The organism is Pseudomonas sp. NPDC088444 (assembly GCF_044900175.1).
In the GTDB taxonomy this organism is placed as follows: domain Bacteria; phylum Pseudomonadota; class Gammaproteobacteria; order Pseudomonadales; family Pseudomonadaceae; genus Aquipseudomonas.
Map to the genome: position 1 here is coordinate 13,559 of NZ_JBJDNK010000012.1, position 13,304 is coordinate 26,862.

13 protein-coding genes are annotated in these 13,304 nt (G+C 61.2%); 1 reads left to right on the forward strand and 12 read right to left on the reverse strand.

The features are described from left to right. Window positions 1-130: 130 nt before the first annotated feature. The 8 genes from ACI2KB_RS22515 to ACI2KB_RS22550 all read right to left on the reverse strand — a co-directional run bounded on the left by ACI2KB_RS22515 (window position 131) and on the right by ACI2KB_RS22550 (window position 8,448). On the reverse strand, window positions 131-748 hold the full coding sequence (locus ACI2KB_RS22515; protein WP_404638100.1) for a response regulator transcription factor: 618 nt from the start codon (window positions 746-748) through the stop codon (window positions 131-133). Between the two features lie 15 nt (window positions 749-763). Then, window positions 764-2,278 (reverse strand): ATP-binding protein, encoded by a 1,515-nt coding sequence (locus ACI2KB_RS22520; protein WP_404638377.1) that lies wholly within the window; start codon window positions 2,276-2,278, stop codon window positions 764-766. 236 nt (window positions 2,279-2,514) lie between these two features. Further along, window positions 2,515-3,387 (reverse strand): helix-turn-helix domain-containing protein, encoded by an 873-nt coding sequence (locus ACI2KB_RS22525; RefSeq protein ID WP_404638102.1) that lies wholly within the window; start codon window positions 3,385-3,387, stop codon window positions 2,515-2,517. A gap of 133 nt (window positions 3,388-3,520) precedes the next feature. Next, window positions 3,521-4,216, reverse strand: a complete 696-nt coding sequence (locus ACI2KB_RS22530) for a TerC family protein (protein WP_404638104.1) — start codon at window positions 4,214-4,216, stop codon at window positions 3,521-3,523. Window positions 4,217-4,225: 9 nt separating this feature from the next. Beyond that, the gene (locus ACI2KB_RS22535) at window positions 4,226-5,512 is read right to left on the reverse strand and encodes a CitMHS family transporter (RefSeq protein WP_404638106.1); all 1,287 of its coding nucleotides are present in this window, start codon (window positions 5,510-5,512) and stop codon (window positions 4,226-4,228) included. Window positions 5,513-5,588: 76 nt separating this feature from the next. Beyond that, window positions 5,589-6,281 (reverse strand): RraA family protein, encoded by a 693-nt coding sequence (locus tag ACI2KB_RS22540; protein WP_404638108.1) that lies wholly within the window; start codon window positions 6,279-6,281, stop codon window positions 5,589-5,591. Between the two features lie 13 nt (window positions 6,282-6,294). After that, window positions 6,295-7,269, reverse strand: coding sequence for a hydroxyacid dehydrogenase (locus tag ACI2KB_RS22545; protein WP_404638110.1), 975 nt, complete (start codon window positions 7,267-7,269; stop codon window positions 6,295-6,297). Between the two features lie 291 nt (window positions 7,270-7,560). Beyond that, window positions 7,561-8,448, reverse strand: coding sequence for a LysR family transcriptional regulator (locus tag ACI2KB_RS22550; RefSeq protein ID WP_404638112.1), 888 nt, complete (start codon window positions 8,446-8,448; stop codon window positions 7,561-7,563). A 135-nt stretch (window positions 8,449-8,583) separates the two neighbouring features. Between ACI2KB_RS22550 and msrA the strand changes: the two genes are divergently transcribed. Further along, on the forward strand, window positions 8,584-9,087 hold the full coding sequence (msrA, locus tag ACI2KB_RS22555) for a peptide-methionine (S)-S-oxide reductase MsrA (protein ID WP_404638114.1): 504 nt from the start codon (window positions 8,584-8,586) through the stop codon (window positions 9,085-9,087). A 197-nt stretch (window positions 9,088-9,284) separates the two neighbouring features. Here msrA and ACI2KB_RS22560 read toward each other — a convergent pair whose 3' ends face one another. The 4 genes from ACI2KB_RS22560 to ACI2KB_RS22575 all read right to left on the reverse strand — a co-directional run bounded on the left by ACI2KB_RS22560 (window position 9,285) and on the right by ACI2KB_RS22575 (window position 13,051). Continuing rightward, window positions 9,285-10,151: an ABC transporter substrate-binding protein gene (locus ACI2KB_RS22560; protein ID WP_404638116.1), complete on the reverse strand. Its 867-nt coding sequence runs from the start codon at window positions 10,149-10,151 to the stop codon at window positions 9,285-9,287. Further along, window positions 10,148-10,975, reverse strand: coding sequence for an ABC transporter permease (locus tag ACI2KB_RS22565; protein ID WP_404638118.1), 828 nt, complete (start codon window positions 10,973-10,975; stop codon window positions 10,148-10,150). The genes ACI2KB_RS22560 and ACI2KB_RS22565 overlap by 4 nt, the downstream gene beginning before the upstream one ends. Further along, entirely contained in the window at window positions 10,972-11,841 is an 870-nt protein-coding gene (locus ACI2KB_RS22570) for an ABC transporter ATP-binding protein (RefSeq protein WP_404638120.1), read from the reverse strand. Before ACI2KB_RS22570 ends, ACI2KB_RS22565 begins: the two co-directional genes overlap by 4 nt. Before the next feature lie 175 nt (window positions 11,842-12,016). After that, a complete protein-coding gene (locus ACI2KB_RS22575) occupies window positions 12,017-13,051 on the reverse strand; it encodes an ABC transporter substrate-binding protein (protein ID WP_404638122.1) in 1,035 nt (344 codons plus the stop codon). Window positions 13,052-13,304 lie beyond the last annotated feature (253 nt).

Genomic DNA, 13,304 nt, shown 5'->3' on the forward strand with positions numbered 1-13,304 from the left:
AAATCAGACCACCCCAACAGCGGCGCTCCGAATCATAGGCCGAACTTTAGCGCTGTCAAAGTTGACCTTATTGACATGTCAAGCGCCATACCCAGTTCAATTTCCGCCCTATGAATAAATGTGCGGTTATTCATTCGAGCACTTCACCCAGGCGCTCGTGCATCTTCAAAAGTTCGATGACATTGCGCGCATTCATTTTTGTCATCACGTGCTTCTTGTGAACTTTTGCCGTAACTTCACTGGTGCCCAGTTCCGAGGCGATCTGTTTGTTCATCTTGCCGGTGATCAATAACGCCATCACTTCCTTTTCCCGAGGCGTCAGTTGATTGAAGCGTTCCCGGGCATCGCACACTAACCGACGCTCGCTGAGATTGAGAGCGTCGGCGGCCAGCGCTTCGCGCACCAGATCCAGCAAGTGCTCCGGCTCGAAGGGTTTGGTGAGAAATTCATGGGCACCGGCCTTGATGGCCTTCACCGACATGGCAATGGTGCCGTAACCGGTCATGAAAATGATGGGGAAATGCTGGCCGCGGGATTGCAGTTCATCCTGCAGATCGAACCCGGTGCCCTGGGCCAGATTGACGTCCAGCAACAGGCAGGTGGGCGCTTCGTCCAGCGTTTGCGCAAGAAACGCCTCTGCGCTGTCGAACGCGTTGCAGGCGATGTCTTCCGAGCTCAACAACCGTTGCAGCGCGGTGCGGATGGCAGCGTCGTCATCGACGACATACACCCTGGGGGTCACTCTCATACACTCTTCCGTCGTTCAGCGGCTGACCGCCAGTGCTCTCTGATGACGGCCATGATACCCGTCAGCACTGGCGGGCACAGCCTTGAACGCAGAAACGGGCGCCGCCGGGCTGCTGTAACGCGGGTCGAGCTTGAGGGTTTCGCCGCTGATTTCCTGGGACTGAACCAGTCGCAGGCAGGCACGGGTCGCGGCCAGCATGCGATAGAAACGGAATGGCCCCTGCGCCGTCACCGTCAGCAGGGATTTGGTGGCCAGCCTGACCATGCAGTCCATGATGCAGGCTCGCGCCAGGGTTGCGCACTGCAAGGCATGACAGGCCTGCTCCAGCGTGAACGGCCCTTCCAGATCCGCCAGCAAACGCAGCACCGCGCGTTCGTCCTGGCTCAACAGGCGATAGCTCCAGGCCAACGAGGCGTGCAACGTCTGCTGACGGGCCGGTGCCGTACGCAAGCTCGCAGCCAGCAGGTGAACGCTTTCGTCCAGGCTTTCCACCAGTTGATACAAGCCCAGCGCACAGGCGCGGGCGGCCGCCATTTCCAGCGCCAGGGGAATGCCGTCCAGACGTCGACACACCTCACCGACCAGCTCGATGCTGTAATCGTCCAGCTCGACGTCCAGGGTATTGGCCATGTGGCAATCCAGCGCCCGCCAATGACGCAAGAACAGTTGCGCTGAACCGGCCCCCAGAATCGTCTGGCGCGTCGCGTCGGCATCAGGCACCGTCAACGGCGGCACTTGCAGGCTGCGCTCCCCCACGATGCGCAACGGCTCACGGCTGGTGGCCAGAATTTTCGTGCCCGGCGCGCCTTGCACCAGTTGCTCGGCGAGTGCCGCCACGGGGTCGATCAGGTGTTCACAGTTGTCGAGAATGATCAGGCCGGGGTGTTCAGCCAGATACGCAACGAGGGAATCGACGCTGCTCCCTGCGCCCAATGCGCAGGCCAGCGCTTCGGGCAGACGATCAACGCTCTGCACATGGGCCAGCGCCACGAAATAGACCGGCGCCTGATCACGTTCCAACCACTGTTGCCCCAACGCCACCGCCAGGCTGGTTTTGCCCACACCGCCGGGGCCAATCAGGGTGATCAGGGCATGGGCATCCAGCAATGCCGAATCCACCTCGGTCAGCAGCGATTCGCGCCCCACCAGCTCGATCGCGGGCGGCAAGCGATGGCCGCCACTGCTGCGCAGCAGGTGAAGGGCACGGGCATCGTCGTGGGGCACGCCGTCAACGGCAGGTTCCTCGCTGCCCAGCAGCATGTAACCGCGCCCGGGAATCGTGCGAATCAGGTCGCGGTCGCTGCCCAATGCCTTGCGCAACGCCGAAATGTGCACTTGCAAGTTGTTTTCTTCGACGACCGTGTCTGGCCAGACACGCTGAAGGATCTGCTCCTTGCTCACCAGTTGTCCCTGATGGCGGATCAGCAGTTCGAGAATATCGAATGCACGAGTGCCGATACGCAGGGCAACGCCGTCTTTGAAAACATCCCTGAGGTCCAGGGACACGGTAGCCTGACCGAGACTTATCATCGTATTCACGCAGTCCTTAGAGTGGATTCGCACGCCCTGATGTCATCGAGCGTGCTCACAGGTATTCCCCTCGCGAGCGCGATCGATGCAGCTGACCCATTTTTAATCAGCCTTCATCTAATCACTAAAAAGCACACGTCGATATTATCTGTTGGGGTAGTTACCTGTTCGTAACTTGATGAGATGAACAGTCTTGGCGGCTATTGATCCACGTCGAAGTTAGAACTGCCATTAGTTCAATGCACGAAAAACATCGTGCCGTTCTGGCGTTTGCGCCAGACGCTGGGGGTCTCCCCGACCATTCGGGTGAACACCCGTGTGAGATGGGGCTGATCGGCGAACCCGCACTCCTGCGCAATTTGTGCCATCGGCATCAGTGGCAACGCCCGCAACAACGTCTGCGCCCGCTCCACCCGCATCTGCAACAGCCAGGCGTGAGGCGCCATCCCCGTGGCCTGCTTGAAGGCGCGAGAAAAGTGGCTGCGGGTCAGCGAACATTCCTGAGCGATACGCTCCACCGACAATTCGCCATCCAGGTGATGGGCGATGAGTTCTTTGGCAATCGCCAGTTGCGCCGGCGTCAGGCTGGCGTGGAGCTTGCCGGACGGCGGAACGATTCGGCCATAACGCTCGATCGCGTGGCTGGAGATGGCCAGCAGCAGATGATCCAGATACAGCCGATTGGCGGTCTCCGGGCGTTGCAGGGCCGGTAACAGCGCTTGAGCCAGGTGATACAGAATCGGGTCTTCGACGCCGCCCGCTGCGTAACGGAACACGCCGATGCGCTTGCTGCCCTGTTCGGACTGCAATGCGTCGAGCATCTGGCGCGACAGGGTCAGGCGCAAGTTGTCGTAACCGGAACGGTGCTGACAGCGCAACTGATCGCCCATGAACGGCAGCGACACACAGCCTTGCCGATAACCGCCCGAATAGCTGAGGCGACGGCCACGCCACAGGCGATGCGCTTCGAAATCCTGCAATTGGACAATGATCGAAAACGCATCCGCGCATGGCATCTCGATGACGGCGTCCGGATCCGGCGAGGTATGGCGGATGCGGACGGCGGAGAATGCCTCGCCGTTCAACTGGGTGATCTGGGGTGCGCTCACGGTCCGGTCCTGTGTGATGGACGATCATGGGCGCACTTTCCCCGAAGTGGGGCGACTTGCGCAATGGTCAATGATCGCCTTGCTTCACACCGTCAATGTCCCGCACGCGCCGGATGCGCCCCGCTGCCCCGTGTCAGGCGTGGTCACCGGTCGCCTGTTGACGGGCGCTGCGCCCCCACCACCAGCCGATCGCCAGCACACATACGGCGCCCACCGCACTGCCCGCCCAATGCAGCCAGCCTGCCGCAGGCAGATACCCGGAGAGCACCTGGTCTTCTACCGCCATACCGCCCGCAATCCAGCCGATCAACGCGCCACCGGCGGGGATCAGCCACGGCAGACGATGCAATGCCGCGAGCACCAACCGGCTGCCCAGCACGATGATCGGAATACTGATCAACACCCCGGCCGCCACCAGGTAGACGTTGCCATCGCCCGCCGCAGCAACGGCCAGCACGTTGTCCAGCGACATCACCACGTCAGCGATGACGATGGTGCGGATCGCGGTCCACAGGCGTGTGCCACCGTCGATGGCTTCGTCGCCGTCTTCCTGATTGGCCACCAGCTTGATGCCGATCCACAGCAGCAAGACCGCACCTACCAGTTTAAGGAATGGCAACGCCAACAGGTGCACCGCGCAGAACAGCAGGATGATGCGCAAAAGAATGGCGCCGATCATGCCGCCGTAAATCGCTTTGGTCTGCAATTCACGGGGCAGGCGGCGACAGGCCATGGCGATGACCACGGCGTTATCGCCCCCCAGCAGCAGGTCAATGGCGATGATTTGCGCCAGAGCGCTCCACAGTGAGGGGTCGTAAAGCCAGGTCATGGGGCAACCTTATCGAACAAAAAGAGGAAAGATCCCCGTCAGCAGCGACACCGCCAACAGGATGAAGCAGTTGATGACCGACCATTTCATCGTGAACCGCTGATTCTCGGCGTAATCGAGTTTCAGCATGCTCACCACCAGGTAGGTCGACGCCACCAAGGGACTCAAAATGTGCACCGGCTGGCCGATCAACGACGCCCGGGCCATTTCGATCGCCGTAATGCCATGGTGTTGCGCGGTCTCGGCGAGGATCGGGAGGATACCGAAATAAAACACATCGTTGGAGACCAACCACGTCACTGGAATGCTCAGCAAGGCCGTGATGACGGCCATGTACGGCCCGAAACTGGCCGGAATCACCTGCAACAGACCGGTTGCCACCGCATTGGCCATACCGGTGCCGGATAACACGCCCGTGAACACGCCCGCGGCGAAGATCAGACTCGACACCGCCAGAATCGGCGGCGCGTGCAAGGCCAGTTGTTCCTGTTGATCCTTCAGCGACGGGAAGTTCACCACCAGCGCCAGGCACGCGGCGATCATGAACAGGTAGCTCAGCGGGAACACTTCCAGGCACAGCCCCAGAATCAACGCCCCGGTGAGCACCCAGTTGAAGTAGAAGCGCCAGCCTTCGCCGCGATGCTCACGGTGTTCGGCAAAATCGCCATTGAGGTCGATGGTGCCACCCAGCCGCGCACGTTCACGACGGCCGAACAGCCAGGCCAGCACAAAGGTCCAGATCGCGCAGGCGATCATGGCGGGCAGCATCGGCACGAACATCTCGCCCACATCCACGTGCATCGCCGTGGCCGCTCGTGCGGTCGGTCCGCCCCATGGCACCATGTTGCCCAGCCCGGAGACCTGCAACAGCAGGCAGCAGACCATCGGCAGCGACAGGCCCAGGCGCTTGTAGATCGGCAGAAACGCCGAGAGCACGATCATGTAGATGGTCGCGCCGTCGCCATCCAGCGCAACGATGAACGCCAGGAGCACGGTGCCGACGAAAATCCTCACCGGATCGCCGCGCACGGCTTTGACGATCTTGCTCACCAGCGGGTCGAACATCCCCGCTTCGGTCATGGTCAGGAAATACAGCATGGCGAAAATCATCAGCACGCCGTTGGGCGCGACCATTTTCAGGCCATCGATCACGTATTTGCCCAAGTTGGCCTCGAAGCCGCCGATCAGGGCAAACGCGGTAGGAATCAGTATCAGCGCCGTCAGGGCCGACAGGCGCTTGCTCATCAGGAAATAGATGAAGCAGGCCAACATCAAGCAGCTCAGTAGCATCAGCATGGCGAATCCTGTTTTTTATAGTTGTACAGGCGTGCCGCGCCCAACCGAGAGGGCTGAGCGCGTCTCATCGGTCAGATCAAACCGGCAAACCTTTCGCTCGTAACAGCGCGTTAAACCGTTCCGGGTCAGCCGTCCCCTTCTCGTTGGTCTCGCGAATCCCCGCCTCGCGGTCCAGGTGCGCGAGGGTCTTGGGCAACAGCGCTTCGACGTCGGCAGCCGGAATCGCGATCACCCCGTCGGCATCGCCCAATACCAGGTCCCCCGGCAGCACGCACAGCCCGGCACAGGCGATCGGCACGTTGATTTCCCCCGGGCCGTCTTTGCTTGGCCCACGATGGGTATGGCCGGCGGCGAACACCGGGACGATGCCCTCGGCCAGTTCTTCGAGGTCGCGTACGGCGCCGTCGATGACGATGCCGCCCAGTTTCACCCGCAGGGCCGTTGTGCGCACCAGCCCGCCGATCACGGCCTGGCTGACGTCCCCACCGCCGTCGATGACCAGCACGTCACCGGGCTGAACCATCATCAGCGCCTTGTGCACCATCAAGTTGTCCCCCGGGCGGACGCGGACGGTGAATGCTGGGCCACACAGTTTCAGTGACACATCGCCGTGGTAAATCTTCAGGCCACGGGCACCAATGCTACGGCCCATACAATCCCCTGCCACCGCGACAGGAATCGCGCGGAACGCTTCGATCAATTCGGCGGACACACCTTCGACGCGCGGGTTGATGCGATAGCCCACAGGCCAGGTTTGAGTGCTGCTCATGGAGGTCTCCTGATCAGTTGTGGAAAACATGGGGATTGACGCAAGCACTGGCCGACACCGGCGTGCCATTGAGGTAGCCGAGCACGTTGCGCGCCGCGCCTGCGGCCATGCCAGCCAATGCCGCCGGGGTCGAACCGCCGACGTGGGGGGTCAGTACGACGTTGTCCAGCCCCAGCAATTCGCTGTCGGCGGGCAAGGGTTCGACGGCCATGGTGTCCAGGCCTGCGGCGTACACACGACGCTCGCGCAGGGCCTGGATCAAGGCGCGCTCATCGACCACCTCACCCCGCGCGGTGTTGATCAACAACGCGTCCTTGGGCAGCAGCGCCAGTTGCTCGGCGCCGATGAAGCCGCGGGTCTCGGCGGTCAACGGAACGTGCAGGCTCAGCACTTGGCTGCGTGGTAACAGAGCGTCCAGCGAGTCCACGCGTTCGGCGCCTTGCAGGTCGCTGTCAACGGGCAACAGCGGATCGAATACCCGCACCGACATGCCAATGGCCTGGCAAGCGACCGAAACACGCCGTGCCACCTGACCGAAACCGACCAACCCCAACGTGCGTCCGCTCAGTTCAAGGCCATCTTGTGCGCGGGACCAACGGCCACTGCGGATTTCCCGGTCCATCCAGCTCACCCGGCGGGCGGCGGCGAACATCAGGGCCAGGGTCATTTCGGTGACCGATTGCGCGTTGGCCCCCGGCGTCACGTACACCGGAATTCCCCGCGCAGTGGCGGCCTCGACATCGATGTTGCTGACACCGACGCCGTGCTTGGAGATGACTTTCAGTGTCGGGCAGGAGGCGATGGCCTTGGCTGTCAGGTCCAGCGTGCGTGAGATCACCGCATCAACCGGCTCACTGGCCAGAATCCGTTCGATGTCTTCGGCCCCCCGCTCCGCCGCGATGAACAGCACGCGACAGTCTTCGGCGTTGAGCAGGTCCAGGCCTGCGCTCGCAAGCTTCGGCGCAGTGACGAGAATGGTGTGGGGCATGGGTCAAGCCTTCAGCTGTGGGGTGATGACGAAGCACAGCAGCGCCGCAACGGCGGTCGCTGCGAAGGCTTCGAGTCAGGTAACAGAATTCAAAAAAGCGTCGGTCACGCCGCTGTGTTCACAGGGTGGGGGGACAGTTTCAGAGGGGTGCGCGGCAGCAGGGAACATGACGTGATCTCCGGCTTTTTATTGTGATGCCTCCCGGTTTCGGGAGTGCGCCGTCAGTATCACTACAGGGATTGTTTGAATCTAATGGTGAAAATTCAACGAATGATTCCTGCAAGGAAAGAGTCAGACACCCTGCGCTTGCAGGATTTCGATGAAACGCCGGGTGGCCGGAGACAGGTAAGCGTCGGCGCGATGCACGATGCCAAAGCGTCGGGGCATGGTGGTGGCGGCGTTGCGCACTTCCACAAGGCCGGTGCCGCTGGCCAGGTTGCGTCGGGACATGAAGCTCAGCAACCCGGTTTCGTTGATCAGGTTGCGCATCGACGCCAGCGAACTGGAGACAATCGCCACGTTCGGCGCAGGCAGGCCCTGATTTCTGAACGCGGACTCCAGCCATTGCCGCGTGGCCACCGAGGGCGGCGACAGAATCCAGCGCTGTTCACACAGTGCCTGCATCGACACCTCACGCCCGGCCAACGGATGATCGGCACTGGCCGCGACCACCACTTCGTCGTCCATGATCGGCAGTTCGGTCAACTCCTCATCCCGCGTCCCCAACGGGCCGACCACGATGTCCAGCGTGCCTTTGCGCAGGGAGTCGTGAAGCACGTCGTTCATGCCGATCTGCATGTCCAGCAACACGGCGGGCGCCTGCTCCTGCAACACGCGGCAGGCTGCGGGCAACATGAACTCTGCCGTGGTAGCCGCCGCGCCGATGCGGATGATCCCGGCCAGGCCCTTGCCCATGGACGAGGTCTGGCGCATCGTTTCATCCAGCACCCGTTCCACCTGCTGCGAGCGTTCACAGAGCAATTGCCCGGCGCTGGTCAGGCGAATGCCGCGCCCTGCCCGTTCGAACAGCTCGGCGCCGTAAGCCTCTTCCAGACGGTCGATGCACTTGGACAGGGCGGACTGCGAGATGTGCAGCGCTTCCGATGCCCGCCCCAAGTGGCCGAGTTCAGCGATTTTCATGAAGTAGGCAAGGTCGCGAATCTGCAGATTGATACTCATGAACACAGGCTCCGTTGCCCTTGCGAAAAAAAGTGCGGCACAGGGTAGCAATCGGGCTTGTGAAGCACCATCTGAGAGACATTGCGCGCGGTGCGAGAGCCGGCGCCCTCACTCAACCAGAGGAAACACTGAACCATGACCACTCGAACCGAAACCGCGCTGCTGGCTGGCGGCTGCTTCTGGGGCATGCAAGACCTGCTGCGCCGCTACCCCGGTGTGATCTCTACCCGCGTCGGGTACTCCGGCGGTGACGTGGAAAATGCCACCTATCGCAATCACGGTACTCATGCCGAGGCGATCGAAATCGTGTTTGATCCTGAGCTGATCACCTACCGCAAGATTCTGGAGTTTTTCTTCCAGATCCACGACCCGTCCACGGCCAATCGTCAGGGCAACGATATCGGCCTGAGTTATCGGTCTGCGATTTTCTATCTGAGCGAGGAGCAGAAAGCGATTGCCGAAGACACGGTGAAAGATGTCGATGCGTCAGGGCTGTGGCCTGGCAAGGTGGTGACCGAGATCAGCCCGGCGGGCGCGTTCTGGGAAGCCGAGCCGGAGCACCAGGACTACCTGGAACGCATTCCGAATGGCTACACCTGTCATTTCATTCGCAAGGATTGGGTATTGCCGAAGCGGTAGCGTCGGTCTGCACTTCGCAGTTTTGCCACTGCCGTTGATCTTGATCTTGGGACGCGCCCTCACAGACACCGCCAATCGCGACTTGGGTGCAGGCCGCGTGCAGGCGACGCGGAGTGGGTTCAGCCGCAGGATGCGGCGATAGCGCCGAGACAGGGACGTCCCTGTCCCGGCTTTCTACGTGGGAATGAATCGGATGATCAGTGACACACCAACCCGTCGCTGATCTTCATGCTGTCCACCAGAAACGCATTGCTGTGCAGGTCCCAGGCCTTGGTCTGCCCGCCTTCGGCCTGCCATTCCCGCAACCCGGCTTGCAGCAGGCGCAGGCTCTGTGGATCAGGCTGAGCCAGGTAAACCCGCACGCCGCTGTCCGCCTCAAGGGTCTGCGGCAGCAGACGATAGAAACGCCAGTCAGGCGTCTGCAACAGGCTGGTGAGCACAGTACGTTCGTCGGCCAGCAACTGACAGTCACCCGCCATGAAGGCTGTCGCGGCGCGGATACCGGACACATAGGTCTGAAGCTGCGCACCCTGAAGCTGCAACGTATGAATCCAGGGACTGCCATTGGCCACGCAGACGGTCTGGCCTTTGATCGGCCCCTGCGCAGCGTTGCGCAAACTCAGTAACGCGCCCTGATCATAGGCTCGCGGTACGTCACTGAGTGCAGCCCGCTGGCGCTCCAGACCAGGAAGGTCCAGACTGCCCGCAATCACCACGTCCACCTCGTCCTTGCGCAAAAAGCCCCCAACGTCCTGTGCGGGGATGGCCGTCAGTTCCACCTTGACGCCCAGGTAGCGGCCCAAGGCAGTGGCCAGCTCGCTGTCCATTTCATCCGGCTCCGAGACCAGCGCCTCGGTGCTGTATGTGGGCCGTGGATAGCTGCGAATCCCCACTCGCAACACCTGCCGGGCCTGCACCTTCGCCAATACCGGCCCCGGCACCGGCTCGGCGCCGTCGATCATCGGCATCAACCACAGCGCACACACCGCGGTCGCGCCAATCACCCCGGCCAGACTCCAACGAATCCAGCCGCCTGTGAACGCTGCCGCCAATTCATGCCTCATGCCGAACCTGCATGTTTCAATCCACGCCGCCAGCGGGTGAAGCGTCGCTCCAGCAAGGCAAGCAGGAAGTTCAGCAACAATCCCACCACCGCCAGCAACAGGATCCCCGCGTACATGCTCGGGATCTGAAACACTTCTTGCGAGTTGAGGGTCAGGAAGCCCAGCCCCGAATGGGCGCCGATCATTTCCGCCGCCACCAGCGCGGTGATGCAGTACGCCCCCGCCAGCCGTACGCCGGTAAAGATCGACGGCGAGGCCGACGGCAGCACGATCTTGAGAAACAGGAAGCGTCGATTCGCCCCCATGGACAGCGCCGAGTTGATCAACAGGGTGTCCACCTGCTTCACCCCGCTGATGGTGCTCAGCAGGATCGGCCAGAACGATGCCCAGAAAATGATCGCGATTTTCGAGCCTTCACCAATGCCCAGGAACAGGATGAACACCGGAAACAGCGCCAGTGCGGAGGTCTGGCGGAACAGCTGCAACAACGGGTCGAGAATCCGCTCCAGTCGCGCGAACCAGCCCATCAACAGGCCCAGCGAGATACCCAGAACAATAGCCAGCGCAAGACCCGCCAGAGAGCGAATCAGGCTGGCCTGCAAATGTTTGACCAGCGCGCCATTGCCCGCCATGTCGGCGATGGCGGCCAGTACCGCCGAAGGGGGACTCAAGTAGCCCGGGTTGACGATGCCCAGTCGCGGCAGCGCTTCCCACAACAGTAAAAACCCGACGATACCCAGTGTGCTGTCCAGCACCCGACGCGAGGCTTTGGCCCAACGCACGGTCAGGGTCTGACGCCATAGCGCAGTCGACGTCATGCTCATACCCCCACCCGAAGGCCGCTGCGGCGCGTGATCTGTTGCCAGCTTTCGTGGCGAGTGAGTTCTTCGATTTCCGCCGGGCTTTGCACGTCGCCACCCATGCCTTCACGCAACGACGCCCACGCCCGCTGTCGCAAATGGACGAACGCGTGGCTGTTGCGCAGTTGAGGCAATCGAGGCCGTGGCAGATCGATGTCGATGATCTCCTTGATGCGGCCCGGACGCGGTGTCATCACCGCCACACGGTCCGACAGGAAAATGGCTTCGTCGAGGCTGTGGGTGATGAACACGATGGTCTTCTTGTGCAGATCCCAGATGCGCAGCAGTTCGTCCTGCAAGGTCTCGCGGGTTTGCGCATCGAGGGCGGCGAAGGGTTCGTCCATCAGCAGCACATCAGGCTCGTACACCAGCGAACGGGCGATGGCCACGCGCTGACGCATGCCGCCGGAGAGTTCATGGGGGTAGCGCGAGCCGAACCCGGTCAGGCCCACCAGGTCCAGGTATTCCCGCGCCCGCTCCCGCCGCTCGTGCTTGCCGACGCCACGAATTTCAAGGCCTACGGCGATGTTGTCGAGCACGGTGCGCCACGGCAGCAACGCATACCCTTGAAACACCACGCCTTGATTGCGGTTGATGCCCTGCAGCGGCTGGCCGTCGATGTTCAGCGTGCCGCCGGTTTTCTGCGCCAGGCCTGCGAGGATGTTCAGGTAGGTGGATTTACCGCAACCCGAGGGGCCGAGGATCGACAGGAATTCGCCTTGACGCACCTGCAGGTTGAAATCCTTGAGTACCTCGACCCGCTCGCGCTGGCCATCTTCGTTCTGCGCTTCGTATTCCATGTGCAGGCCGGATGTAGAGATTTTGTGCACGGGTGCCTCTGTTGGTCTTCAAGTAAACGCCAATTCGTCTGCATCAGCCTGAGCTGTGGGAGTGAGCTTGCTCACGAATAGCCGGTACATCCGCATCGGTGGCGGCGTCCGGTCACTTTTCTTCGTGAGCAAGCTCACTCCCACAAGGGGAAGCATCGTCTATGAGCTGCTGCGGTTACGCCTGCCCCTTGGCCCGCGCATTGAACTGGTTGGTGTACACATCCTTCACGGCTACGGCACCCGGCTTGATCTTCTTCTCGCTCTCCAGGATGTCGATGTAGTACTGAATCGGCGGTTCGGTGATGACCAGGTCGTCGACATAGGCGTAACGCTCCACGAGTTCCAGCGGCGTGCCGATGCGTTGGGAGACGATTTTGCGTGCATCGTCAGGGTTGGCGTTGACCCAGTTCGCGGCCTTGACGATAGCCGCGACGAAATCCTCGGTGGCCTCGGGGTTCTCGCGAATGAACTTGCCATAGCCGCTGTACGGCGCCATGCCACCCAGCCCTTTGTCGAGGTCGTAATCGCTCCAGAGTTTGCGCAGTGCGGGGTTGTGCTCGGCGCCGCCCGAAGCGGGCGGGTGGATGATCGCGATGTCGACGTTGCGACTGAGCACGGTCTGTTCGCCCTGATTGTCCGGCACCACCACCCAGTTGATCGAATCGACGTTCACCTGATGTTCACGCAGGTATTTTTTGGTCACGAACTCGGCACAGGCGCCAAAGCTGTTGAAGCCCACGGTTTTGCCTTCCATGTCCTTGGGCGTGAAGATGCCCGAATCGGCGCGCACGAAATACTTCATGTGCGGCGCTTCCTGAAGCGTCTTGCCACCGGCGGCCACCACTTTCAGGTCCAGCCCGCTGGCGATCGCCGAAATCACCAGTGGCACCATGCGCGTGCCAAAGTCGATTTCGCCAGTCCCTACCAGGGGAATGATCTGTGGCGAGGCAATCTTGCCGATGTAATTGGGTCGCGTACGGGAACCATCGAAATAGCCCAGCGAGTCGGCCAGGTAGACCAGATCGAATGACGGGTTGTCCGGGTATTTGAAACTCACCACCTGATCGGCGCGTTTCTTGATCACGGCGGGCGCGGCATTGGCGGTTTTTTCCTTCTTGTCGCAGCCTGGCAGCATCAACCCGGCGGCGGCGGCCGTGCCCAATAACGCGACCTGTTTGAGGAAGGCCCTGCGGCTGTGATGGTCTTGCATGGTGAGCGCCCTTAGTGACCCGGAAAGATAAATGATTCCATGCGTAAACTTGGCAAATTAATAGGGCCATGTCTTTTCGCAATAAAAGTGCGGGGACAATAATCACCTGCTTCAAGACCCGTCAATCATTCAACTCGTTATCGCTATAACGTTTTCAACTATTCATAGAGCACTTTTAAATCAACTAACTTTCAAGTGTTGCCCCAGCAACACCGCTTCAGCAGAACAGCCCTTTTTACGCGAAAAACCCTCA